Raw genomic sequence first — 25,124 nt, forward strand, 5'->3', positions numbered from 1 at the left:
CGGACGAAGACGCGGTGGAACGAAAGCTGCGGCGATAGGGAGAGGAGGTCGGGGCACGTTCGCTATCGCTGCCCTTGCTCGTGGGGGAGGACCCCGGTGGCGCCAGGGCCCCTTTTCACGCGGTGTTTGGTTAGGGTGCTGGGGTGTAGATGACGGTGTCACTGCTGCAGCCGGCTGCGATTTTCAGCAGCTGGTTCTTCTCCAGCTCGTCGACGGCCAGGTCCCAGCGCAGTTTGGTCGCGGTCCACTCCGAGGCGTAGCGGCACAGGGCTCCGGCGGCCGGGGGGTGCCCCTATCTCTTCCGTCAAGCCCGGGGAGGATGTGGTTCATGACGCGAGGGGATCAGGGGCGGGATCGGATGGGCCGGACGGCGGTGCACTATGCCGCCGCGGACGGTGATGTTGATGGTTTGCGTGAGCTCGTGGCGATTGGGGCTGATCCGGATGCTGCGGACAATGCTGGCTGGACGCCGTTGCATTTCGCTGCGCAGGCCCAGAATCCGCAGGTCTCCGAGGCTCTCCTGGGCGCCGGGGCAGCGGTGGACGTGCCCGATCGGCATGGCAACACTGCGTTGTGGACGGCAGTGTTCAACTCCCGGGGCGAGGCCGCGACGCTGCGGATACTGCTTGCGGCTGGTGCTGATCCCGACCGCGAGAACACGCACGGAGTGAGTCCGCGCGGCCTGGCTAACAAGATCGCGAACTATGACGCAGCAGGCTATATGCCGCGCATAGAGGAACTCTCCTCGTAGAGGTCGGCTCGCTTTCCACGTCTGAGGTCAGACACCCCATGTCGTTGGGGTGTCAAGCGGGATGGGGGTAGGCGTGGTGTGACCATGCGGTTGCTTCGTCGTAGGTGGTGCGGGTTTTGAGGCAACCGTGGAGGATGCCGACGAGCCGGTTGCCGAGTTGGCGGAGCGCGGGGTTGTAGCCGATCTCGCGGGTGCGTTGTTTGTCGTAGTAGCGGCGGGCTCCGGGTGAGGCGCGCAAGGCGGAGAACGCCTGGGTCTGGAGGGCGTCGGCGAGCCGGTTGTTGCGGACGTAGCGGGCCTGGACGGTGTGACTCTTGCCGGAGGCCCGGGTGACCGGGCTGGTGCCGGCGTAGTTCTTCCGGGCCTTCGCGCAGGTGTATCGGTCGGGATCGTCTCCGAACTCGGCGAGCACCCGGGCGCCGGTGATTTCTCCGATGCCGGGCATCGAGAGGTAGATCTCAGCGTCCGGGTGCTTCAGAAAATGGGCCTTCACCTGGACTTCCAGCTCGGCGATCTGCTCGTTCAGCGCGATGATCAGCCGGGCATGAGCAGTGGCGGTGGCCGCGTAGGCGGCGGTGACCTGCTCGGGTAGAGCCAGCTGCCGCTCGCGCAGCGCGGTTTGGATGCTGGCCGCTTTGGCGTCGCGGTTGCGGCGGCGGTGGCGGGCCAGGACGGTGATGATCTGGGTGCGGGTCAGTTTCGCCCCGGTAGCCGGGGTGGAGGCTTTGACCAGTAGTTCGAGAGCGTCGGTGCTGGTCAGGGTGAGGCCGGCGTAGGCGGTCAGGGCGGCGGGGAAGTACTCGCGCAGCGTGCTGCGAAGCCGTTGGAAGGTGCGGGTGCGTTCCCAGATCAGGGTCTGGTGGGCGCGGGCGACGACCTTCACGGCCTGGGCGGCGTCGCTGTCCCCGGCCATCGGTCGCAGCTGGTCCCGGTCGATGCGGACCATGTCCGCCAGTGCGTGGGCGTCGCCCTTGTCGCTCTTCGCGCCGGAGGTTCCATACCGTTCCTTGAACCGGGCTACCTGCCTCGGGTTGATCGCATAGACCTGGTAACCCGCGGCGATCAGAGCCTGCACCCACGGGCCGCGGTCCGTCTCGATCCCCACCACCACGTCGGCAGGGTCCAGGTCCTCACCACCGTGCCGGGCAACGAGCTCGTGGAGCTTGGCGACGCCTTCCACCCCTTCGGGCAGCTTCGTGGCAGCCAGCTTCCGGCCGGTCCCGTCCTGGATCTCGACATCGTGGTGGGGTCGGCATGGAGCGCGGTTTCGGGATTGCTCCCGGCCCGTTTCTCCATGCCGCCCTCCCGAACCGGACGTGCGAGTTGGCCCCGCATCCGGCTCTCCACAAGCCCCGTTGGGTAGTTGCTCTCCTCAGCTTGTACTGGGCCATGGCGATGGAATCGTCGTTCCACGGGGTCGGTAACGTGTGGTGACTACCGACCCGGGGTTGAACAGGACGACTTCTCCGTCGTGCGGCCACCATCCACCGTCGCAGTAGCGGCGGCGGAGTTCCTTCCACCCGACTCCGAGGTGTTTGCGCCGGAGCCATCCGAAGACCTGCCGCCGGACGATCATGCGGAGGTACTAGGGCGCGTATCGAGTCGTGATCAATCTGCGGGATTCGCCTTCGCGGCGGGGCCTGGACCGGTAGGTGTTCTTGCGTGACGCGAGTGCAACTGAGGGACACGGAGTGGGAGTTCATCGAGCCGTACCTGCCCATCGGCGAGTACGGCCCGTACCCCGAGCGGCTGCGGCAGCAGTTCGAGGGGGTGATCTGGCGGTTCAAGACGGGCGGGCAGTGGCGGGAGATGCCGCAGGAGTTCGGTGCCTGGTCGACCGTCCACAACCGCTTCCGGCAGTGGCGTGACGCCGGCGTCTTCGAGGCCCTGCTGGAGGGGCTGATCGCGGAGGCCGCGAAGCGGGGCGAGGTGGACCTGTCCCTGGTCAGCGTCGACTCCACCACCGCGCGGGCTCACCACGACGCCGCCGGGATGCATCTGGACCAGGACGTCATCACCACGCTGGAGAAGGCCGCCGCCGAGGAGGAGAAGGCCAGGTCAAAGGGGGCGGCCTCGAAGAACAAACCGGGCAGGACGCCGAAAACGATCCCGAGCGGGAAGAACGACGACGCATCCGGCGTCGCCGAAAACTCCGGCTGAAGGCCGCCCTCCTCGGACGCTCCAGAGGTGGGCAGACCAGCAAGGTCCACCTCGCCGCCGACCGCAAGTGCCGCCCGCTGGCGTTCGTCCTGACCGCGGGACAGGCCGCCGACAGCCCGCAGTTCATCCCCGTGCTGGGGAAGATACGGGTCCGCGGGCCCGTCGGCCGCCCCCGCACCCGGCCGGACGCGGTCGCTGGGGACAAGGCCTACTCATCCCGCGGTAACCGGGCCCACCTGCGCAGACGCGGCATCAAGGCAGTCATCCCGGAGAAGAAGGACCAAGCCGCCAATCGGACGAAGAAGGGCAGCAGGGGCGGCCGGCCCGTCAGTCACGACGCGGACCTCTACAAAGAGCGGAACACCGTCGAACGCCTGATCAACAAGCTCAAGGCCTGGCGAGGCATCGCCACCCGCTACGACAAGACCCCGGACAGCTACCTCGCCGGCCTCCACCTGCGCGCCTCGATGATCTGGATCAAAGACCTCACCCGGACCACCCATTGATCACGACCCGATACGCGCCCTAGAAGGCCCGGGCAGATACCCCGGGGCGAAAGTAGGCGGTCCAGCCCCGCAGCACCTGGTTGAGCTTGTGCAGCAGGACTGCCAGCGGCAGGCTGACGTTCATCCGGCAGATCGTCTTCGTCTTGGCCTTGATGGACCGAAGTGCCTTCTTGGCCGGGTAGTTGTAGACGTACTGCCGGTCCGTTCCCCGCTTCCGGTGACGCTGGATGCGCCAGCCGAGGAAGTCGAGGCCCTCGTCGATGTGCGTGATCAGCGTCTTCTCCTCCGACAGCCGAAGACCGACGGTGGCGAGGACGTCCGCCACTTCCGGAAGCAGCGCCTCGGTGTGCGCTCGGGTGCCCGACACCAGAACGACGAAGTCGTCCGCGTACCGGATCAGCCGGTAGTTGGGCAGCCCCTTCTGGCGCCGTGTCCACCGCTGCTTCGTCGTGGACTGCGGCCCGCCCGGAGCCTTGACGAAGTGCTCGTCTAGGACCGACAGAGCCACATTGCTCATCAGTGGCGAAAGAATCCCACCCTGTGGGGTGCCGGTGACGGTCTCCTTGGAGGTGCCCACCTCAGTGAGGATGCCCGCCTTCAAGAACGCCTTCACCAGCGCGATCACACGCTTGTCCCCGATCCGAGCCCGCACCCGGTCCATCAGGGCCGAGTGCGAGATCTCGTCGAAACAGGCCGTGATGTCGCCCTCCAGCACCCACTCATATGTCTTGGATGCCACAGTCAGTCGGTGGACGCCTCCGAAACCGTCGGTGAGGACAGTCGCGGATACGACGGCGGCAAGTCACGTGACGGGCGCAAGCGCCACATCCTGACCGACACGGAGGGCCTGCTCCTGGAGGTGACCGTGACCACGGCCGATGTCCACGACTCCAAGGCCGCCCCCGCACTGCTGGAGACATTCATGGACGAGCCGGGCCGGCTGCTGAAACTGGTGTGGGTCGACAGCGCCTACCAGGGTCCGGCGCTGGCGAAGGCGTTCGCCCGTCACGGAGTCCGGATCGAGGTCGTGCGCCGATCCGATGGGCAACGCGGATTTGTCGTACTGGCCCGCAGGTGGGTGGTGGAGCGAACGCTGAGCTGGCTCTCCCGCTCACGCCGCCTCAACCGCGACCACGAACGCCACCCTGATCACCACCAGCAGATGGTGTGGTGGGCAGCCGTGATCAGGCTGTCGCGCCAGATGGCCGGCGATGCCCCGCGCTGGCCGGAGAAGCGTCCCGGCCGACTACCCCGGACACGAGCGTGAACCGTCCGTCCTTCTCCCGTACCAGCCAGCCCCGCTTCTCCAGCGCGTAGGCACGGTGACGGATCTTCTCCACCTCGTTCTTGATCTCCGCATCCCGGCCCACCATGCGCGTCAACTCCACCCCGCTCACCGGCCCCGACGCGGCCACCACCGCGGCGAACACCTCCCGATACAGGTCGCTGAGCACCTCCTCACCCATGCCCGACCGCCACACCGGCGGCCGCTCGCCACGCACCGAGCCGGAGCCGCTCGATCCCCCAGCAGCAACCGCCCCACCATCAAACGGAACGGAAACCGGCGTATTCCCCGCGCTCTCCTCGGCCAGCACCGACACGAGCTCCTCACGCCCCACCCGGGCTCGCTCGACTCGCTCTCGCGCGGCATCCACCTCCGCCTGAGCCTGCTCCAGGACCTCCGTCCAGGACTCCAGCTCCTGCCTTGCCCGCGCCTCACGCCGTTCCATCAACCCCAGCACCGACGGCATCGCACCCTCCCCGATCAACAACAAGCCGTCCGCTGCCTGCCCCTACCCCTCCACGATCACGCCCTGCACACGAAGAAGCCCTTGCTCATCGAACAGGGACTCCCTTTGCCACGACGCACTCAGGCAGCCGGTGGCAGACTGGCGGTCGAAGCTCCGTTGAGCGAAGGCGACTTGGGAAGGTCACCTGCACAACGGAGCTTCGCTGCGTACGTCGCGCGCCCACCGAACATCGTCACACCGCCGTGACCTGCACGCCTACAAGATCACCCGCCTTTGAAATCGCCCTGATGCCGACGCCAACACGTGCCTCGTCCGTCACGACCAACTCGGCGGACTCATCCACGAATACTCGCAGGTCGCGTGGGGTGACACAGTTTCAGGCACTCACAGGCACTCGACGTCGAACCTTTCCTGGCCTATGGTCTACACCACCACAGCGGATGAGGCTTTCAATCTCTCGAAAGTAGGTTGAAGCGCGTATGAAGCGACATTCAGCTCACAAGTACAGCCGGATCGTGCTGGCCAAGGGGTAGGTCGCCGAGCCCGGCGAGCAGAGTGCGCAGCTGGCGACCGACATTGAACAGGTACATGTGGATGCAGGGCATCGCGCGCACCTCCAGGTTCGGCTATTCGCTGTGGCGCGTCGAGGTTCGTTCCATGAGCTCCGAGCCCCGCACAGGTTCAGTGAGAGTCACATTTTGAGATCGTGATCTTCTCGCCGGCGTTCCGCCTACGAGCCAGTCGGCGGCTGCCAACACGCAGCACGGCAGATGCCCCAAAGTGGACGTTTCGCCAACCTTCTGGGTCCATCGCCAGCCACCGCTTCAACAAGGTGGGTGTCCTGACCGGACTGACCACGGCTGTAGGACTCGCACTGCAACGCAAGCCCAGCGAGCATGTTGTGGCGGGAGGGCTTTGGGCCACGACAGGCGCCATCATCTTTGTTCATCAGCCTGGAAGTCTTCATCGGTGAGCGCTGGTTCGTCACAAAAGTCCCTAAATAGAGGCTCAATCAGCAGATAAGAGAGGATTCGAGATGCAAACCAAGGCAAGATACAAAACAAGTTTGGGAATATTGCTGATCTCTTTTTTGTTGCTGTCGATGTTCCCGGCAAACATGGCGTCTGCCGAAGAGCGCGAAACGAATACTTCTAATTCGACATTGGATGAAGAAGTCGAGTGCAAGTACGCCCTGTATCCAAGGGTGCACAAGTGTGTCGCTGGACAGCGGAGGATGAAACTCGCGGGAGAAACGATCAATCTGGTGCTGGAAGACGGCGTCGGCGAGAATACCGCAGCCAAGGCACAAAGACTTTTCGAGGAACGAGGCTTCACCGTCACGAAGGCTCGGCGAGACGCGTCAGTGCACGATATCGACGTTCTGATCGCTATCGACAACAACAAGGGAGCCGATTACGAGTACCTAGACGGAAAATTCGACCCAACGAATTCAGTGAAAAAGGATGACGGCTATGCGCTCAAGATCTCTGCAGCGGATCGAGCCATCGCCATCATGGGCGCTGACAACAGCGGCGCGTTTTACGGTGTCACCACGCTCGATCAGATCTTGGAGCAGGCGGGCGGCGTTTTGACCGACACGCTGATCGAAGATTATGCGGACGTAAAATTTCGCGGCTTCATCGAGGGCTTTTACGGCACACCATGGTCGCACGAGAATCGCAAGGACTTGATGTCATTCGGCGGCGACTTCAAGATGAATTCCTATCTGTATGGGCCCAAGGATGATCCCTATCATGCGTCGCGCTGGAGGGATCCCTATCCCCCCGAAAAGCTCGCCGAGCTGAAAGAGTTGGTCAGCAAGGGTCTGGAAAACAACGTTGACTTCGTCTGGGCCGCCCATGTCGGTGGCAAGATCGATCTTGGCTCGGAAGCCGACATTCAGGCGCTCAAGAACAAGTTCGACCAGATGTACGGAATCGGCGTCAGGCAATTCGCGATTTTCTTTGACGACTCCGCAACGAACAACGACCAGCTCGTGAACTTTATCACGCGGATAGACAGTGAATACATAAAGCCCAAGGGCGATGTCAAGCCGATCATCTTCTGCCCGCAGTATTACCGCAAGGACAGTGGCAGTCAAAAAACGATCGATTACCTGAAGAATATCAGCAGGTTCCCGAAAGACGTACAAATCATGTGGACGGGCGATAACGTCGTTTCGCCGGTCAATCAGAGCGTCATCGACTGGGTCACCCAGTACATCGACCGACCGGTCTATATGTGGTGGAACTATCCGGTAAATGATCTAGGACGCGCGAGCTATGTCCATATAGGTCCGGCTAAGGGACTCTACCCGGGTGTGAAGAATATCTCGGGCTTTGCCTCGAACCCGATGAATCAGGCGCAGGCGTCCAAGGTGCCGCTGTTCAGCGTCGCGAATTATACATGGAACACCGACGCATACGATTATGAGCAGAGCTGGCAGGACTCGTTTGACCACGTCATCCGGGATGATCCCCAGGCGGCGATGGCATTGCGCACCTTTTCGGCGAACGCGTCAAACGGACTGAACCCATTTAACACAGGCGAATCCACCTACCTGCTGCCCCAGATGAATACCTTTAAACAGCGGTTTGCGGTCGGCAAAGATATTCCCGACCCTGGCGCGTCCCTGGATCGATCATTCGAAGACATTATCCGTGCCGCAAACACACTCAAGGCATACCAAGGCACGAACGGTATCTCGGGGGAGCTCAAGCCTTGGTTGGACAAAATGAAGAAGATTGCACAGGCGAGTAGAAACACTGTGCAAGGAATGCTGAAATTGGGAGAAATCTCTCCGAATGATCCGGCATCAATCCAGGCAACCATGAACTGGATTTCTGAGCGCAGAGCAGAGCTTAAAGCAGCAGTGTCGTCCTCGACGAAGGTCGTTGCGCAAAAAGAGATCGTTCCCTTCACCGAGGAGATCCTGTCCCTGCTGGAAATGCGGCTTATGGAAAGGCTCTCCCTGCCGCCCAAGATGCGCGGTTTCGGCAGCACGACCCTCGACTACACGAGGATGTTGGACGGCGATATGACGACGGCGACCGACTCGGGCACGGTGGTGTCGCGCGGCGCGTACTTCGGCGTGAATCTCGGCAGGAAAGCGCATATCGACAACGTACACATCGCGATGGACGACACGAAGTACTATAAAAAGGGTGTGCTCGAAGCGTCAGTCGATAACAGACACTGGACAAAGGTTGCGGAATTCGAAACGAGCACGATCTCTGCGCAAGGACTTGACCTTTACGCACAATTCTTGCGTTACCGTGCCACTGCCGAGTTCACCGACGAGAACACCGGATCGCCGAATCGCGGCCTATCCGTCAAAGAGTTTCAGGTGAACGTGGAAAGATCCGCAGAGGTCTATACCAACGTATCCGCGCTGAAGAATCAGGCGCTGACGTTCAAAGGCGCTTCCGCAGCACTGCGGAACGTCGCTGAGATCACGCTGGAACCCGGGGACTATTTTGGATTCCAATTTAACAGGCTGAAGAACGCGCACTCTCTGAAAATTGACGATGGCCTCAAGTTTCTGACCGCCGAGTTCTCGGCAGACGGGAGAAACTGGAGCGCGATGTCTTGGTCGGATCCACACATCAATGCGGCTAAATACATTCGCGTGAGGAACGCGTCTCAGGAGGCAAGGAACTTCGCACTTACGGAGCTTTCCGTAAGTTTCGGCGGTTCAACGTCCCTGTCGGCAGCGGCTTATAATGCCAGTATCTATTCGGGGAATGTGGGCAATATTGTGGACGGTAATCCGTCCACGTATCTCTGGCTCAGGGGATCGGACGGAAATCGACATTTCATATTCGATCTGGGAAGCGAGATTCCGATTTATGACGTGCTCATCAACTCCGACGGGGACGTATTGTCCTCCGGTAAGATTGAACTGAGTTCGGACGGGATGAGTTGGCGTGACCTGATCACGTTCGCTGGCGCGGGAAACATCAATGTTGTGGATGTCGGCGGTAAATCGGCCCGTTATGTGAAGCTGACCGACGGCGTACAGAACAACTGGCTCAAGATCAATGAGATAAAGGTTAATACAACCGTCAAGGAGGACACCTTCGCTCTCTCAGCTAATCTAAGCGGCCTAGAGAAGTTGCTCGACCTCGATATCTTCAACTATGTCGACGTCGGCAACACGGCGGGAGAGCTGACCTACAACAACATCAATACCCCGGACGCAACCAATCTGATCCTGATGAAGAACGAGGGATCGGAAGTGAAACTGAAGGTCAAGAGATTCGCGCAGGCTGGCGCAGCAGGGACCGGGGATCCGGAATGGATCGACGCCGGAACATTTACGGGCGCGTATCAGAACATCGATCTGCGCAAGTATGCGCCCGTTGCCGAATTCAAACTGGAATGGGGAGTCGACTCCGGCCTCCGGCTAAACGAGCTTTACGTCGGAAAGGTGACCAGCACGCCCTCGATGTGACCGCCTTGAAGGAACTCGTTGGACGTTACGATAAAGAGGGATAATTCGGAAACCGGTGAGAAGATTTGATCTCCGAAAAGGCGTATCATGTTTTCACGTCCGGTGTCGACTACTTGATTGAGGAGTGGCAAGTGTGACGTTCAAGATCCCCGGTGGCAGCACCGGCTGCCACTGCACTCGCCTTGAGGCTCAGGCGCGCAAGAGCCGTTCCTCTCCTTGCACCAGCACTTCGGCCAGCGCGACTGCCGGATTTCCCCACAGGGATTCGGCCCGCGCGTTGTGTACGGCCGGCCACAGGCACGGCAGATGTAGTTCGTGAGGCGTGAGACGTCAGGGCTGACGCAAAGTCCGTCGGGGTGACGTTTTCGCAGGTGAGGGGCCCGTGTCCGGGAAAGCCGAAGCTCCGTTGGGTGGGGTGACCTCTCAAGTCGCCCTGAACCAACGGAGCTTCGGTGAATCGTCAGTCTTCCATGCCTGCTGCCGTGATGTCGCCCGTGTCGTCTGTGCCGGAGTCGGGTGTGCTCTGGAGGTTGTTGGCCGAGGTGAAGGACCCGCGTAGTCCTACTCGACTTTCGATGTTCTGACAGGTTTGGGTGATCAGGCTGCGCCGGCTGCGGCCCACGCCTGCTGGACGACGCGGATTTCCTCATCCGTGGGCCGGCCTGGGCGGGTGGGCGTAAATCGGGCGGCGATGATCACCCGGCGGAGCTTGGCGACCATGTCGGACAGGGCCGGCTCGGCCTTGGTGGTGTACCACGGGGCCCGCTCCCAAGTCCATGACCAGATTCTTCGCGGCCTGCACCACCCAAGCGCAGGACGGGTGCGCGGTCGCACCCAGAATGCGGATCCGGCGACTGCCGTGCTCGATCACCGCGAACACGAACAGCCGCGCCCCGGACAAGGAGACCGTCTCCAGAAAGTCGCAGGCCAGCAGGGCCTCGGCCTGGGAACGCAGGAAGTCCGCCCAGGTACTCGAGCTCCGTTCGGGTGACGGGTCGATCCCGGCGTCCCGCAGGATCTCCCAGACGGTGGAGGCGGCCACTTTCACGCCGAGGACCATCAGTTCGCCGTGGATGCGGCGGTAGCCCCAGCTGGGGTTCTCCCGTGCCAGGCGCAGGATAAGAACGCGGATGGACTGCACGGTACGCGGCCGTCCCGGTCGTTTCGGGCGTGACGCGGCAGCGTGGTGGTGTGCGACCAGGTCGCGGTGCCAGCGCAGCACGGTGTCCGGCTGAACGAGTAGCCGTAGCCGGCGCAGTACGTCCAGCGGGAGCCGATGCAGCAGCGCCGCCAGAAACACTCGATCGCTCGGGCTGAACCGCACCTTCGCCTTGCCGAATTGACGCTCCAGCACCGACAGTTGGTGGCGCAGGGCGAGGATCTCGATGTCCTTGTCCCTGTCGCCCATCGGCAGCAGGCGCAGCATGGCGAACGTGTTCGTCACACCGAGGTAAGCCAGTCGAAGCAGCACGGTCGATCATGATGCCGCAGTGACCGCCGGCAGCGCGAGAGCCCTTGCTTGAGCGATCGCTGTCGGCAACCGCGAAACCCGGCACACCCACCCCCACCAGGGCGGATGAGGTTATCGGCAAGGGCACCGCTACGCCGCGGCCTCCGGCGCCTGACCGGGGCGACCGCGCGGTTGTCAGCCGACCGGGACGGCCGGTTCCTCCGGCCCGACCGCATACGTGAGCGGCTTCCGGCTGGATCGCAGCCGGGAGCCGCTCACGGCCGTCTGTCAGGCGTTACGGGAGGGTGATGTCGACACTGACAGGCAGGTGATCAGACGCGTCGGTGGTGAGGACGCGGGCACGGTGGGCATCGATACCCGGCGATGCGAGGACGTAGTCGATGCGCAGGTGCGGGTTCAGCGCGTCATGGGTGAACCCGTCGCCTCGTCCGGCGGCGAGCCAGGTGTCGTCGAGGTGCTTGGTCACCGTTGCGATCTCGGGAGTGTCCGGGGTGGCGTTGAGATCACCGACCAGCACGGTGGGGCGGTCGGAGTCGTCGACGATGTCGTTGATCGTGTCCACCTGCGCCAGGCGCTCGGTCTGCGAGTTGTGCTGCAGGTGCGTGTTCAGGAAGCGCATGGTGGTGCCGCGCACCTTGATGTTCGCCTCCAACAGGCCGCGCTGCTCGCCCTGCTCCGGCCGGGGAAGGAGCGTGTTGTGGGAGTCAAGGATCGGGAAGCGGGACAGGATCGCGGTCCCGTACTGGCGACGGGGGTCGCCGGCCTGTGCCGGTTCGAGGTCGAGGTTGGCCCCGTAGGCCACGTGCATGTCGAGGCGCTCGGCAAGCCAATTGGCCTGATCGACGAAGTTGCTGCGCGAGGACCAGTACCGGTCGACTTCCTGCAGGCCGACGACGTCGGCACCGGTGTCCTTGACGACACGCGCGATGCGCTCGAGGTCGAGAACCTCGTCGGCCCCCGCGCCGTGGTGGATGTTGTAGGTCGCGACCGTGAGATCCCGGCCAGAAGTGTCTGCCCAGGACGTGGGCGCGATCGCCATCGAGACGAGGACCAGGACAGCGGTCAGCACGGACCTGCCGAACATACGACTCATGAAACACCTTTGTTTTTAGACGAACGAAGAACAGCCCATTGCTAACGGTCGTTGATGAATGCATCCGACTCTCGATCAAATGCCCAATGAACGCTGAGGAAACGAGTGAGGTGAGCCTCAGCGGCAACGCCCCGTGCCGGGAAGCCGCCTTCACTCGCGGCGCGTGGACGGGCCATCGGCGGTACGGGGGCGACATACGCCAATGGCGCTCAGGGCACTGTGCCGGGGGCAACAGCGGTGTCGAAGCCAGCCGCTGCACCAAGAGGTCCTGTCATGCCGTTGTACGCCACCACACCGTCCCCTGTCTCCGCGGTCGAGGAAGTCGGCTGTTCCTGCGCCGCGTGCCGGTTCGGCCACGGCGCCGGCCGCCCTGTTCATCCGCGCCGCTACACCACGGACATGACGGACGCGGAGTGGCAGGCGATCGCGCTGCTGCTGCCCTGGCCGACCTTGTAGGTGTCGAGAACCACATCCGTGCTGCTCACGCTGCATGTTGGTACTCGTGCAGGATGCCGCCGAGGCGGTCGCGTCGGTGGACGTCAAGGTGGACGAGCCGGTCGGGTTCGGTGATCGGTTCGGGCGGCGGGCGCAGGGGTGCGGCGCCGGCGAGGGTGCGGTGCGGGCGGTGCGCGTTGTAGAACGCCTCGTACTCGCGCAGGGCGTGCAGCAGGTGGGCATGGTCCCAGATCGGGGTGCGGTCGAGGAGTTCGGTCCGGCACGAGCGGATCCAGCGCTCCGTGATCGCGTTCATGCGGGGCATTCTCACCCCGGTTTGCACGACCTTGATTCCCTCCTCGGCCAGGACGCCGTCGAAGCCGGCCGGGTAGCGCACGTCGCGGTCCCGGATCAGGTATTTGATCTTCGTTCCGGCGTCCTGGATATCCATGGCCAGGTTCCTCGCGAGTTGGGTGACCCATGCCGCGGTCGTGTGGGCGGTGACGCCAAGGACCCGCACGCGGCGGGTGGCGTGTTCGATCACCGCGAGGACGGTCAGGGTCGTTCCGGTGAGGGTCTTGGTCTCGAAGAAGTCGGCGGCCAGGATGGCGTCGGCCTGGGAACGCAGGAAGTCGGCCCAAGTTGTGTGCCCCCGTTCGGGTGCGGGCGGGATGCTCGCCACGATCTGCACCCCGCACTCCCGGCCGGTGATCGCCGCGGTTCGGATGCGACGCGGCAAGGCAGCCGACGCCCGCGGCGCCCCGAAATTCGTGAGCGAGGCCCTGGCCACCGCCGTCGAGGCGGGCTGTACCGGCATGCGGATCCTGCGGGCGGACTCACAGTTCTACAACGCCGGTGTGATCGCCGCGTGCCGCCGGGCCGGAGCCCGCTTCTCCATCACCACCGGCATGAACCCGTCCATCAAACGGGCCGTCCTCAGCATCCCCAACCAGGCATGGCAGAAGATTAGTTACCCGAACGCGGTGGAAGATCCAGACACCGGTGATCTCATCTCGGACGCCGAGGTCGCCGAGATACCCGCATACACCGCGTTCGCCAGCCGCAACAAGAGTGAGCGCGTCACGGCCCGGCTGATCGTGCGCCGGGTCCGTGACCTGGCCAAACTTGCCGTCGTGGGAGAACAGGGCGAGCTGTTTCCCGTCTGGCGCTACCACCCCTTCTTCATCGACAACCCCGCCGGGACACTCCAGGCCGAACGGGAACACCGCCACCACGCGGTGGTGGAACAGGTCATCGCGGACAGTAAAGCCGGCGCTCTGGCCCACCCGCCCTCCGGGCGCTTCCACGCCAACTCGGCCTGGCTCATCTTGTGGGCGATGGCTTACAACCTGCTGCGGGCCGTCGGAGCACACACCTCGGCCTTCCACGCGAAGGCGACCACCGCCACGATCCGTGCCCACCTGGTCCACGTCCCGGCCCGGATCGCTCGCTCCGCACGGCGCATCACCCTGCACCTGCCCCACAACTGGCCCTGGCAGCAAGCCTAGACGCATTTGTTCGCCATCACGCACGGCCCCACCGGGACTGATCTGACACCCCTGTCCACCCCGCCCTCAAGGCCCGACCGGAACCGAACCCGTGGAAAAGCTGGGCAGACCAGCAGATATCACCCGCCCTAAACCGAGCACCGACCCGGCACGAGCTCAGAAAACCATTAGGGCGCGTATCGAGTCTTGATCAATCTGCGGGATTCGCCCTCGCGGCGGGGCCTGGACCGGTAGGTGTTCTTGCGTGACGCGAGTGCAACTGAGGGACACGGAGTGGGAGTTCATCGAGCCGTACCTGCCCATCGGCGAGTACGGCCCGTACCCCGAGCGGCTGCGGCAGCAGTTCGAGGGGGTGATCTGGCGGTTCAGGACGGGCGGGCAGTGGCGGGAGATGCCGCAGGAGTTCGGTGCCTGGTCGACCGTCCACAACCGCTTCCGGCAGTGGCGTGACGCCTGCGTCTTCGAGGCCCTGCTGGAGGGGGCTGATCGCGGAGGCCGCGAAGCGGGGCGAGGTGGACCTGTCCCTGGTCAGCGTCGACTCCACCACCGCGCGGGCTCACCACGACGCCGCCGGGATGCATCTGGACCAGGACGTCATCACCACGCTGGAGAAGGCCGCCGCCGAGGAGGAGAAGGCCAGGTCAAAGGGGGCGGCCTCGAAGAACAAACCGGGCAGGACGCCGAAAACGATCCCGAGCGGGAAGAACGACGACGCATCCGGCGTCGCCGAAAACTCCGGCTGAAGGCCGCCCTCCTCGGACGCTCCAGAGGTGGGCAGACCAGCAAGGTCCACCTCGCCGCCGACCGCAAGTGCCGCCCGCTGGCGTTCGTCCTGACCGCGGGACAGGCCGCCGACAGCCCGCAGTTCATCCCCGTGCTCAGGAAAGTACGGGTCCGCGGGCCCGTCGGCCGTCCCCGCACCCGGCCGGACGCGGTCGCCGGGGACAAGACATCCCACGCGGATAAGCGTCAAGCCGCTGCTGCAGAGAGTTCGGGTGACGGCTGTGGGAAGGCGATTGCTTCGTCATAGATGTGACCGTTCTGGAGGCAGTAGAACAGCATTCCCATGAAGCGGTTGAAGAGGTTCCGTTGGGCGGCGACGTGGCGGTCGCCGGCCTCTCGGCGGCGGTCGTAGTGGGCTCTGGCGCCTGGTGAGCGGGTAAGGGAGACGAATGCCCAGACATAGCCAACGGCCGCCAATCTCTGATTCTTGATCTTCCGACTCATGACCATGCAGCTCTTGCCGCTGGACCTGGTGACCGGGGCGCTTCCTGCGTAGGCCTTGAGCGATCCTGCATTGGCAAAGCGGGTCCGGTCATCGCCGATCTCTGCCAGGATCCGGGCGCCGGTCAGTGAGGCGAGACCTGGAAAGCTGCGGATGATCGGGGCATCGGGATGCTCTGCGAAGGCTTGCGTGACGGCTTCTTCGAGCTGTTCAGCGTTGTCGCAAGCGGTGTTCAGCTGCCTGAGCAGGGCGGATGTCTGATGCCCGAGGGCTGTTTCGACCTGCGGGTGGAGATACTCGCGCTTGAAGACTTCGTGGAGCCTTTCGGCTTCGGTCTGGATGCCGCGAACCCTGCCGGCCTGCTTGAGCAGGGATTGCAGGCGCCGACGTGTCAGCTTCGCCGCCATAGTCGGCGTCGGGGCTGCAGCCAGGATGCTGCGGGCTTCCCTCGAGCACAGGCCGTGTTTGTGCTGGGCGAAGGCGTCGAGGATCGCCGGGTAGAACTCCCTGAGCTGAGAACGGAGCTTGTTCTGGGCCTGGCCGCGGGCCCAGACGGCGTCCTGTTGGGCACGCGCGAGCACGGCGATGGCCTGCACGAGCTCGGAGTCCGCGGGCAGCGGGCGGTGGGCGGCCATGTCGGTTCGCAGGATGTTGGCCAGGGCCGCGGCGTCTGACTTCTTGCGGCAGGTCGGCCGGGACCGCCAGCCGGTTACCCGGCCAGCTCAGCGGGATGATGTGGAAGATGCCATCGGCGCCGACGGTGTAGCGCACCTCCCCGTCCTCGGCCCGCTGCGAGGCCGGGAGCCGTAGATGGCCTGCCCGTCGACGTCCAGCCAGGCCCCGATGGCCAGCAGCCGTTCGCGTCCCCAGTCGACGATGGTGCCGTCGGCCCGCGGCCGGATGTTGCGGCGATCCCTTCGCTGCGCTCGGCCGCGATGCTGCGTTCGTAGTGTGCACGCTGTTCGGGCGAGGGCGACGAGGTGGCCTGAACCGCTACCCGAACAGGCGGCGCTGGATCTCGCGCCGGTAGTCCTCCAATGTCTTGTCGAGGTGCACCGCGGTCGCCTCGGCCGCGGCCTCCGGCTGTCCGTCACGGATGGCTTCGTAGATCGCCGCGTGCTCCTCGACGGCGGCCTCGGCGTGTTCGCCGAGGATGTCGTGCATGCCTATGGCGCTGGACTGTCGCTGCAGCCGCCGGGCGTCGCGTACAGCATCGACGAGGAAGTCGTTGTGTGAGGCTGCCGCGACACTGGCGTGGAAGTCGTCGTCCGCCTGGTTGAAGATCTCCACCTGGCCATGGACGAACCCATAGCGGCAGGTCTCGACGGCGACTTCGATGGCCCGCAGTTCGGCGGGGGTGGCACGGGTAGCCGCCAGTCTGCTGGCCGCCGTCTCCTGCACTCTGCGGAACTCGAACAGCATGAAGATGTGATCGAGGTCGGTGGGCCGGAAGAACCCTCCCCAACGGCTCGCGGTCAACATGCCCTCGTCGTCCGCGACGTAGAGGCCACGTCCCTTCTGCGCGCGGACGCGGCCCAGCGCGGAGAGGATTTTGACGGCCTCCCGCACGACCGCCCTGCTCGTATGCAGCTGCCGGGCGAGATCGACCTCCGTGGGCAGCCGATCACCCGCCTCCAGACGCGACGAGCCGATGAATTCGAGGATCTGCTCCGCGACCATCTCGTATCCGGGCCGGTAGCCGGTTGACTCCCGCCCGCCTTCCGCCGGAGCCACCGCAACACCGGGCGTCGGTGTCGCCTCGGCCGCGGGCATCTCCTTCATCCGCCATTCCCCCTGTTGATGAAATCCTCAAAATGAGTCGTACTTATTTTTCGAGACGACCACAGCATACGCTAACAAAGGCAGCGCAAATAGCCTCCTTCACCCGATAAAAGGTGCATTTTCTCTTCGGCCGTTGGCTAAGAATCGCGAAAATCGTGAGTGCACATCCCTTGACCCGGCGCAGGATGAGGCGCCTAATTGCTTTGCGTAACCCGAGCGGACGGCGCCGTGTGCGAGTAGCCCTGCGGCGCGGTGTCGCCGCCCACGGCTGCAGGACCGTCCGCCCGCGCCGCCCGGCTCATGCACGGCCGCCCACGACGCAGTGGAGTGACTCATGACCGTAAGACAGCCTTCCGCCACCAGGCGAAGGGCGTTCGCCAGGAGACCTTCTGCGCTGTTCGCCGGCTGTGTGGCCTCGGTGCTCCTGACCGCCTCGGCCTGTGGTGCCAACGGGGGGAGTACCAGCGGCAAGGACGGCTTCAACCAGGTCCCGCAAACGGACGGGACGCTGACCGTCTGGGTGGACTCGGTCCGGCTGGCCGCCGCCAAGCAGTACCAGCAGTTGCACCCAAAGGTGAAGATAGACATCGTCACGTACGACGGTGACGCCAATGGGTCGAACTACCTGCAGACAAAGGTGCAGTTGTTCAACCGAACCGGCAAGGGATGGCCGGACGTCGTCTTCAGCACGCTGAACAGCGAGGCGACCTGGGCGGTCGACGCGAACTTCGTGGCCCCGCTCAACAAGGGGCTGATCCCCGAGGCGACGCTCGGGAAGTTCGCCAAGGGCGCCAACGACGTCTGCACGGTCGACGGGAAGCTCTACTGCCTGCGCAACGACCTCTCGCAGGCCGTGCTCTGGTACAACGCGCCGCTGATGAAGAAGTTCGGCTATACGGTGCCGACGACCTGGGAGGAGTACCGCAAGCTCGGCCTGAAGGTGGCCGCCGAGCATCCGGACTACCTCGTGGGCGACGCGGGCGACGCCTTCACACCGGACATCTACCTGTGGGCGAGCAAGTGCGGCGCCAACGACATCACCGGTGCCAAGTCCGTCTCGGTGAACACCACCAGTGAGAACTGCACCAAGATGGCCAAGCTCATGGACGACCTGATCAGGGCGAAGTCCATGTCGATCAGCGGGGTCTTCAGCACCGACTTCGGCAAGAACAAGGCCGACAAGGTCCTGATGATGCCCGGCCCGGCCTGGTACGGCGGCGCGCTGTTCAAGGACACCTTCAAGACCTCGGCCAAGCGGATCGCGGCGGCCCCCATGCCGCAGTGGAGCGGTGAGACCTCGCCGTCCACCGGCAACGTGGGCGGCGGCACCTGGCTGCTCTCCAGCCACTCGGCGCACCTCAAGGCCGCCACCGACTTCCTCACTTGGGTCACGACCGACAACGCCTACCAGGGCGAGAAGGCACCCACCTTCCCGGCGTACGCGCCCGCGGCCGAGACCTGGCTGAAAAAGCAGAACGCCTCCGGCTACTACGCGGGCGACATCAGCGTGCTGCAGGACGCCTCGACCCAGGTGTGGTCGGGTTGGGGTTCCGGTCAGTTCAGCCAGGAGGCGATCTGGGCTGCCACGGTCAAGCCCGGCCTCACCCAGGGCAAGACCATCGTCTCGCTGCTCCCCGCCTGGCAGGACGCCATCGTCAAGTACGCCGAGTCCGACGGATACAAGGTGTCCCAGTGACCCTCACCCACTTCCCGGCCGGCTCTGCCGCGCGGTGCCGCCGCGGTGCCGCGCGGCAGAGCCGGGCCGGCATGGCCTTCGTCGCGGGCTACGTGGTCCTGCTGATCGCCCTCGGTATCATCCCGACCGCCTACGCCATCTACTTCGCCTTCACCAACGCCGGGGGCACCTTCAGCGGCCTCGGCAACTTCCTCACCACGGCACAGGACTTCCGGTTCGTGCCGGCTCTCGGGCACGTCGCGGTCTACCTGGTCTTCTGGCTCGTCTCGCTCGTGGTCTTCGTGGTCGGGCTGGCGTTGCTGCTGCACCGGCTGGCATCCGGCGGCGCGAGCAGGACACTCCGGTTCCTATACTACATTCCGGGAGCGCTCGCCGGTGCCGCCAGTGTCCTGGTGTGGCTGTTCATGCTCGATCCCACGGTGAGCCCGGTCAGTTCACTGCTCGGCGCCCTGGGCTACGACACCTTCGGCGAGGTCATCGCCCCCGGACACCTGCCGTTGCTGTTCACCGTCATCGCCTTCTGGACCGGCGCGGGCGGATGGATCGTCGTCATCTATGGCGCGCTCAACAACATTCCCACCGACGTGATGGAGGCCGCCCGCATCGACGGCGCGGGCGCGTGGCAGACGGCCTGGCGGGTGCAGATCCCCATGCTGCGCAAGTGGATCGTCTACATGGTGATCCTCGCCTTCGCGGGCGGCGCGCAGCTCTTCGTCGAGCCGCAACTGCTGTCGCTCGCCAGCGTGGGCGTGGCCGGCCGCGACTACTCCCTGAACCAGCTCTCGTACGACTTCGCCTTCCGGATGAACAACATCAACGGTGCCGCCGCCGTCTCCGTCGAGCTCCTCGTCGTCAGTGCGTCGGCAGCCGCGCTCTTCGTCGCACGGTCGGGGTTCTTCGATGCCGAATAAATCCCCCGCCCGGCCCGCCACCGCGGCCGTCGGGCCCCGCCCCGGACACCAAGCCATGGATCCGGTGAACCCCGAGCCGTCCCGCCGACGTCGCGCCCCGGCACGGCACCTGGCCTCCCGGCTGCTGGCCGGAGCGGTACTGGCCGCCTTCCTGGTGTTCTTCGTCCTGCCGGTGCTCTGGCTACTCCTCGCGGCCACCAAAACGGACCAACAACTCGTCCACGGCAACCCGCTCTCCTTCGGATCCTGGCACGCGCTCAAGGCCAACTGGCACGCACTTTCCGGATTCCAGGACAACGCAATCACGCTGTGGCTGCGCAACTCGGTGCTCTACGCGGGAATCTCCCTGGTGATCACGCTCTGCGTCGCCGTACCGGCCGGCTACGCGCTGGCGATGACCGAGTTCCGCGGCCGGCGCGTCCTGCTGATCTCCACGCTCATCGTCATGCTGATGCCGAACGCCACCCTGGTGGTGCCGCTGTTCCTGGAGATCAACGCGGTCCGGTTGGTCGGCACGATGTGGTCGATCATCCTGCCGTACTCGTTCTACCCCTTCGGCGTCTACCTGACGTACATCTACTTCACGACCGCCGTCCCCAGCGATCTACTGGCAGCGGCCCGGATGGACGGCTGTACGGAGTTCGGGGTGTTCCGCCATGTCGCCCTGCCACTGGCGACCCCGGTCATCGCGCTCGTCGGGTTCTTCAGCTTCGTCGCAAACTGGACCAACTACTTCCTCCCGTACGTGATGCTTCCCGAGAGCGACCAGATGCCGGTGCAGGTCGGGGTGGGCACGCTGCTCAGCAACGTGCCGTCGTTCAACCCGACGGTCGGCTCCCTCGCGATCGAGCGGCCTCAGCTGGCCCTGGCCACCTTGATCGCCATCACCCCCGTGCTGATCGTCTTCCTCTTCTCCCAGCGCTTCCTGGTCACCGGAATGCTCGCCGGCGCCACCAAGGAATGACCGCGGTCCTCCGCGTCACCCACTCCCCGAACGGAGCTCTCCCCATGACCATCGGCCCTGCCGACCGCACCTCCGGCGAGGGCACCCCCGGCTCCCCGCTGCCGCCACCCGAGGTGAACGCGACCGTCCCGCTCCTCGAACCCCCCGGCTGGGCCGTCGCCCAACGCGCGCTCTTCGACCTGCTCGACCACGCCTGGCGGCGCTTCGCCCGGGACTTCACCGGCCCGGACGGACGCCTCAACTACAACGGCCGGCTCACCACCCGCGACGGCGTCGACGACTTCTACGAGGTCTTCTTCAACTGGCCACAGCTCTACCTTCTCGGCGGCGCGGACGACCTGCTGGCCGCCAGCGAGAAGCACTGGGAGGGCGTCACCCGCCAGCTGACCGACCTCGGCATGCTCCAGGAGGAGTACGAGCGCGGCTACGACTGGTTCCACCAGGGCGAGAGCCTGCTGCTGCTCTACTTCCTGTGCATGGCCGACCCCGACGACTGGTCCGAACGGGCCCTGCGTTTCGCCGAGTTGTACGTGGATCCGGCGAAGGGCAACTACGACCCCGTACACCGCATCATCACCCGCCCCCACAACGGCAGCGACGCGGACCGGCAGGGCCTCTTCGACGGCCACGCCTACCCCTGGCTGCCCAAGGAGGCCGAGCTGTACGGCTTCCCGCTCGACTGGCTCGCACCGGCCGGCGGTCAGCAGCAATGGCTGGCCGGCGCGGTGTGCGCCCCGCCCGCGCTGTCCGAGGATCCTCGCCTGGGCAAGGCGATGCGCGACCGGATAGGCTTCGGCGACACCGCCGTCAACCTCGCCGCCACCGGGCTGGTCCTCAACGCCTGGGTCCTGACTGGCGAGGACCGCTACCGCGACTGGATCGTCCAGTACGTCGGGGCGTGGCGGGAACGCACGGAGGCCAACGGCGGACTCATCCCGGACAATGTCGGACCCGACGGCGAGGTCGGCAGCCTCCTCGACGGCCGCTGGTACGGCGGGCACTACGGCTGGTCATGGCCGCACGGCTGGCACAGCGTAGGCCATGCGGCATGCGTGGCGGCACTCGCCGCGGCCACGGTCACCGGCGACGACAGCTTCCTGTCCATGGTCGCCACCGGACTCGACACCCTCCTCGACAACGGAAAGGTCATGGCCTTCACCGAGGCCGACTCCAGCCTCGCCTCCCGCTGGCTCGTCCAGCTCGGCGAGGACATCCACACACCCACGCTGCACGTGCCCTTCCGATACCGCGACTCCGGCTGGTTCGACTACAACCCCGTCACCACCGCCGTACCCATGGCGCTGTGGCACCACACGATGTCCGACGCCGACGGGTCCCGGCTGGAGCACCTGCGCGAGGCCGCCGGTGTCGACTGGCGCACCGTACGCCCGTACCGCCTCAAGGAGGAGGCCGGGCACGAGGAGCCCTGGTTCGCGTTCCTGGCGGGCGACAACCCGGCGTACCCCGAGCGGATCCTGGCCGCGGCCCAGGCGCAGGTGCGGCACCGGCTGGCCCGTATGGACCGCTACCGCGACGTGGACGTCCCCGAGGCCGACATCCACCTGTGGCAGCAGTCGAACCCTGTCGTCACCGAGGCCCTAGTCCAGCTGACGTGGGGTGGACCGCAGGTCGTGTACAACGGCGGCCTCCAGCAGGCCCGTGTGCGCTACTACGACGCCGACGCGTGCCGCGCGGGGCTGCCGCCGTCCGTGGCCGCGCTGGTGAGTTCCATCGACCCCGACGCGACCACCGTCGAACTGGTCAACGTCGACCCCGAGTCCCCGCGGACGGTGATCGTGCAGGCCGGCGCCTTCGCTGAGCACACCCTCAGGTCGGTGCGGTACACGGTCTGCCCGGATGACTCCTGGGTCGGGGACATGTACGACTACGGCCATGGCGAGCCGACGGTCACCGAAGCCGCAGCATCACCCAACAGCCCCTGGCTCACGGTCCGGCTCCCGGCCTCCACCCGCATCCGGCTCACGCTCGGGATAGAGCTGCGCACCCAGACCCCGAGCTACCGCACGCCGTTCGCCCCACCCGGCCGGGGAACTGCTCCGGAAGGACGGGATGCGAGGTGAGGCGGCGCGTCGCGCAGACCACCAGGCTGCGGCCCGAGCGCCGGGAGGAGTACCTCCGGCTCCTCGCCGCCGTCTGGCCGGGTGTCGAGGCCGCCGCGGTCCGGGCCCGTCAGTGGCCCACGCCGTGGCCTTGACAAGACGGAACACACACAAGGAGGTACCTACTCCCTCAGTAGTCCGATCGCGTTCAACACCAGCGACGACGCAAACGACTCGGCGTCCTCCACGAGTCCCAACATGCCCTGAGCTGGGCGGATGAGGTTTTCGGCAAGCGCAACGTTTTCGCAGTCGGCAAGGAAGAAGCTGAAAGTGCACAGGAAAGGAACTCGCATGATGGTCCCTAGACGCAGGATCGTTCATCAATGCTGGCTTGTGTGGATCACGAGCGTCCTCGTGGGTCTTACGGCCCTCACCGCAGCGTCGGCGGTGGCGAGTACCGGTCCGGTGGTGGGCGAGGGACGGACGGTCTTCTATGTCTCGCCCGACGGCAGCGACACGGACATTGGTACGTCGGCCAAGCCGTTCCGAACGCTGGAGCGGGCCCAGCAGGCGGCCCGATCGGTCGACCCGCACGTGGCCGCGGCGAAGGATGTGACCGTTTTCTTGTACGGGGGGACCTACCGCTTGACCCGTCCTTTGGACTTCGACCCCCGCGACAGCGGCAGGAACGGGCACCACGTGATCTGGCGCAACGTGCCTGGCCAACACCCGGTCGTCAGCAGTGGACGCCAGATCACCGGCTGGCACCTCGTCGACCAGACGAAGAAGATCTGGGCGGCCGACGTCGGCGACCTCAAGACGCGCCAGCTGTACGTGGATGGCAGGCGTGTGACCCGCGCCCGCGGCCCGATGAACCCGCAGGGCTTCACCAAGACGAGCACCGGCTACATCGCGCCCGACGCGACGATGGCGTCGTGGCGGAACCCGTCGGACATCGAGGTGGTCAGCCGGCGGGAATGGAAGCAATTCCGCTGCCCGGTCGCTTCCGTCAAGGAGACCACGATCACCATGCAGCAGCCCTGCTGGCACAACGCGAGCCTGCAGTTCGGCATGGGGCTGCCGTCCTGGATCGAAAACGCCTATGAGCTGCTCGACCTGCCGGGCGAGTGGTACCTCGACAGGCAGGCTGGTCGGCTTTACTACATCCCCAAGGCCGACGAGGACATCTCCACCGCCGATGTCGTGGCGCCCGTCCTGCAGACGTTGGTGCGTGGGGAGGGCACGTTGGATGAGCCTCTTCGCGATGTGCGGTTCGAGGGAATCACATTCGCGCACGCCACGTGGCTGGCGCCGAACACTGACGAGGGTTATGCCGTGGTCCAGGCGGGTTTCCGGATCGTAGGCTCCGACAACCCCGTCTTCAATCAAACCATGCCGAATTGGGTTCAGACGCCGGCAGCGCTGGTTTTCCAGAACGCGCGGGGAATCGAGTTGCGCCGCAACACGTTCACTCATCTCGGCGCGGCCGGTGTCAATCTCGAAACTGGTAGTCAAGGCAGCCAGGTCGTGGGGAACCGCTTCGAGGACATCTCCTCGACCGGCATCCAGGTCGGCGGCACCATGAAGGTGGATCACCATCCCGGTGACCCACGACAGATCGTCAAAGACAACACCGTCAGCAGTAACGTGGTTGCCAGAGTCGCCGTCGAGAATGCGGACGCGGTCGGAATCTTCGTCGGGTACACCACGCACACCACGGTCGCGCACAATGAGGTGTTCGACCTCCCCTACACCGGAATCTCCGTCGGCTGGGGCTGGGGCCTGTTCGATGCGGGCGGAAACCCCAACTACCCGGGCAATAATGGTTTGCCCGTCTACGACACGCCGACCACCAGCCGCGACAATCAGATACGCGACAACCGGATATTCGACGTGATGAAGACGCTACGCGACGGCGCCGGCATCTACGCTCTCTCAGCGCAGCCTGGGACACAGGTCAGCGGCAACTACATTGACCATGTCGCAGGCAATTATGGTGGCCTTTACCCGGATGAAGCCAGCGCCTATCAGGAATGGACGGACAACGTCGTGCAAGATGTTCCTATCTGGCTACACATTTGGACATCCTCGATTCACGACCTTCTCGTTGCCGATAACTACACCGACCAGCCGTTCATGCGGAACAACGGCAGGAACATCACGATGAAGAACAACACCGCCGTGCAGAATGGTGAGTGGCCGGCTAGGGCATGCCGGATCGCTGCGAACTCCGGGCTCGAGCCTGACTACGCAGACCTGCTTTCGCCAAGCGACGCGGCTCCCGAACTCTGCCGGAGCGGGGCTTAGTACTGCAACCGCATCTGCCGTGACAGGTGCCGGAGTGGCTCGTTGTTCCGA

General features: G+C 64.8%; 14 protein-coding genes and 6 pseudogenes. 12 read left to right on the forward strand and 8 right to left on the reverse strand.

The annotated features are described in order from the left end of the window. Positions 1 to 328: 328 nt before the first annotated feature. Positions 329 to 751 carry an ankyrin repeat domain-containing protein gene (locus OH809_RS38580; RefSeq protein ID WP_406416519.1) on the forward strand — a complete coding sequence of 141 codons (423 nt, stop codon included), beginning with the start codon at positions 329 to 331 and terminating at the stop codon, positions 749 to 751. Between the two features lie 52 nt (positions 752 to 803). Here the strand turns inward: OH809_RS38580 and OH809_RS38585 are convergent. Next, positions 804 to 1,997, reverse strand: a pseudogene (locus OH809_RS38585) (IS110 family transposase); the annotation flags it as partial. A 416-nt stretch (positions 1,998 to 2,413) separates the two neighbouring features. Here OH809_RS38585 and OH809_RS38590 point away from each other — a divergent pair. After that, positions 2,414 to 3,417 (forward strand): annotated as a pseudogene (locus OH809_RS38590) (IS5 family transposase). Between the two features lie 19 nt (positions 3,418 to 3,436). Here OH809_RS38590 and OH809_RS38595 read toward each other — a convergent pair. Next, a complete protein-coding gene (locus OH809_RS38595) occupies positions 3,437 to 4,156 on the reverse strand; it encodes a reverse transcriptase domain-containing protein (protein ID WP_406416517.1) in 720 nt (239 codons plus the stop codon). Positions 4,157 to 4,165: 9 nt separating this feature from the next. Between OH809_RS38595 and OH809_RS38600 the strand changes: the two genes are divergently transcribed. Beyond that, positions 4,166 to 4,684 carry a transposase gene (locus OH809_RS38600; RefSeq protein ID WP_406416516.1) on the forward strand — a complete coding sequence of 173 codons (519 nt, stop codon included), beginning with the start codon at positions 4,166 to 4,168 and terminating at the stop codon, positions 4,682 to 4,684. Here OH809_RS38600 and OH809_RS38605 read toward each other — a convergent pair. Further along, on the reverse strand, positions 4,602 to 5,168 hold the full coding sequence (locus OH809_RS38605; RefSeq protein WP_406416514.1) for a hypothetical protein: 567 nt from the start codon (positions 5,166 to 5,168) through the stop codon (positions 4,602 to 4,604). The genes OH809_RS38600 and OH809_RS38605 overlap by 83 nt on opposite strands. A 1,036-nt stretch (positions 5,169 to 6,204) precedes the next feature. On the opposite strand from OH809_RS38605, the gene OH809_RS38610 reads away from it, so the two are divergent. Continuing rightward, a complete protein-coding gene (locus OH809_RS38610; RefSeq protein WP_406416512.1) occupies positions 6,205 to 9,621 on the forward strand; it encodes a beta-N-acetylglucosaminidase domain-containing protein in 3,417 nt (1,138 codons plus the stop codon). Positions 9,622 to 10,390: 769 nt separating this feature from the next. Here OH809_RS38610 and OH809_RS38615 read toward each other — a convergent pair. The 3 genes and pseudogenes from OH809_RS38615 to OH809_RS38625 form a co-directional block, all read right to left on the reverse strand. Continuing rightward, positions 10,391 to 11,092, reverse strand: a pseudogene (locus OH809_RS38615) (helix-turn-helix domain-containing protein); the annotation flags it as partial. A 274-nt stretch (positions 11,093 to 11,366) separates the two neighbouring features. Continuing rightward, complete coding sequence (locus tag OH809_RS38620) at positions 11,367 to 12,185, reverse strand: endonuclease/exonuclease/phosphatase family protein (protein ID WP_406416510.1); 819 nt, start codon at positions 12,183 to 12,185, stop codon at positions 11,367 to 11,369. 481 nt (positions 12,186 to 12,666) lie between these two features. Next, a pseudogene (locus OH809_RS38625) lies at positions 12,667 to 13,293 on the reverse strand (integrase core domain-containing protein); the annotation flags it as partial. A gap of 52 nt (positions 13,294 to 13,345) precedes the next feature. Between OH809_RS38625 and OH809_RS38630 the strand changes: the two are divergent. Next, on the forward strand, positions 13,346 to 14,128 hold the full coding sequence (locus OH809_RS38630) for a transposase (RefSeq protein ID WP_406516318.1): 783 nt from the start codon (positions 13,346 to 13,348) through the stop codon (positions 14,126 to 14,128). Positions 14,129 to 14,372: 244 nt separating this feature from the next. Continuing rightward, a pseudogene (locus tag OH809_RS38635) lies at positions 14,373 to 15,077 on the forward strand (transposase); the annotation flags it as partial. 20 nt (positions 15,078 to 15,097) lie between these two features. Here the strand turns inward: OH809_RS38635 and OH809_RS38640 are convergent. Further along, positions 15,098 to 16,036: pseudogene (locus OH809_RS38640) on the reverse strand (transposase); the annotation flags it as partial. A gap of 310 nt (positions 16,037 to 16,346) precedes the next feature. Then, the gene (locus OH809_RS38645; protein WP_406416507.1) at positions 16,347 to 17,135 is read right to left on the reverse strand and encodes a FadR/GntR family transcriptional regulator; all 789 of its coding nucleotides are present in this window, start codon (positions 17,133 to 17,135) and stop codon (positions 16,347 to 16,349) included. A 334-nt stretch (positions 17,136 to 17,469) separates the two neighbouring features. On the opposite strand from OH809_RS38645, the gene OH809_RS38650 reads away from it, so the two are divergent. The 6 genes from OH809_RS38650 to OH809_RS38675 all read left to right on the forward strand — a co-directional run bounded on the left by OH809_RS38650 (position 17,470) and on the right by OH809_RS38675 (position 25,073). Next, entirely contained in the window at positions 17,470 to 18,831 is a 1,362-nt protein-coding gene (locus OH809_RS38650) for an ABC transporter substrate-binding protein (protein ID WP_406416506.1), read from the forward strand. Then, positions 18,828 to 19,742, forward strand: a complete 915-nt coding sequence (locus OH809_RS38655) for a carbohydrate ABC transporter permease (protein ID WP_406416504.1) — start codon at positions 18,828 to 18,830, stop codon at positions 19,740 to 19,742. The genes OH809_RS38650 and OH809_RS38655 overlap by 4 nt, the downstream gene beginning before the upstream one ends. Positions 19,743 to 19,851: 109 nt before the next feature. After that, complete coding sequence (locus OH809_RS38660; RefSeq protein WP_406424737.1) at positions 19,852 to 20,706, forward strand: carbohydrate ABC transporter permease; 855 nt, start codon at positions 19,852 to 19,854, stop codon at positions 20,704 to 20,706. Positions 20,707 to 20,750: 44 nt separating this feature from the next. Next, the gene (locus OH809_RS38665; protein ID WP_406416502.1) at positions 20,751 to 22,787 is read left to right on the forward strand and encodes a hypothetical protein; all 2,037 of its coding nucleotides are present in this window, start codon (positions 20,751 to 20,753) and stop codon (positions 22,785 to 22,787) included. Continuing rightward, on the forward strand, positions 22,784 to 22,921 hold the full coding sequence (locus OH809_RS38670) for a hypothetical protein (protein WP_406416501.1): 138 nt from the start codon (positions 22,784 to 22,786) through the stop codon (positions 22,919 to 22,921). Before OH809_RS38665 ends, OH809_RS38670 begins: the two co-directional genes overlap by 4 nt. A gap of 196 nt (positions 22,922 to 23,117) precedes the next feature. Beyond that, complete coding sequence (locus tag OH809_RS38675; protein ID WP_406516134.1) at positions 23,118 to 25,073, forward strand: right-handed parallel beta-helix repeat-containing protein; 1,956 nt, start codon at positions 23,118 to 23,120, stop codon at positions 25,071 to 25,073. Positions 25,074 to 25,124 lie beyond the last annotated feature (51 nt).

It is taken from the genome of Streptomyces sp. NBC_00873, from assembly GCF_045207415.1.
Lineage (GTDB): Bacteria > Actinomycetota > Actinomycetes > Streptomycetales > Streptomycetaceae > Streptomyces.

What these genes read in the sequence shown, in the direction of transcription:
- OH809_RS38665 (WP_406416502.1), top strand. Translation starts at nt 20,751, where the DNA reads ATGACCATCGGCCCTGCCGACCGCACCTCCGGCGAGGGCACCCCCGGC.
- OH809_RS38630 (WP_406516318.1), top strand. Translation starts at nt 13,346, where the DNA reads ATGCGACGCGGCAAGGCAGCCGACGCCCGCGGCGCCCCGAAATTCGTG.
- OH809_RS38675 (WP_406516134.1), top strand. Translation starts at nt 23,118, where the DNA reads ATGATGGTCCCTAGACGCAGGATCGTTCATCAATGCTGGCTTGTGTGG.
- OH809_RS38610 (WP_406416512.1), top strand. Translation starts at nt 6,205, where the DNA reads ATGCAAACCAAGGCAAGATACAAAACAAGTTTGGGAATATTGCTGATC.
- OH809_RS38645 (WP_406416507.1), bottom strand. Translation starts at nt 17,135, where the DNA reads ATGAAGGAGATGCCCGCGGCCGAGGCGACACCGACGCCCGGTGTTGCG.
- OH809_RS38650 (WP_406416506.1), top strand. Translation starts at nt 17,470, where the DNA reads ATGACCGTAAGACAGCCTTCCGCCACCAGGCGAAGGGCGTTCGCCAGG.
- OH809_RS38580 (WP_406416519.1), top strand. Translation starts at nt 329, where the DNA reads ATGACGCGAGGGGATCAGGGGCGGGATCGGATGGGCCGGACGGCGGTG.
- OH809_RS38620 (WP_406416510.1), bottom strand. Translation starts at nt 12,185, where the DNA reads ATGAGTCGTATGTTCGGCAGGTCCGTGCTGACCGCTGTCCTGGTCCTC.
- OH809_RS38605 (WP_406416514.1), bottom strand. Translation starts at nt 5,168, where the DNA reads ATGCCGTCGGTGCTGGGGTTGATGGAACGGCGTGAGGCGCGGGCAAGG.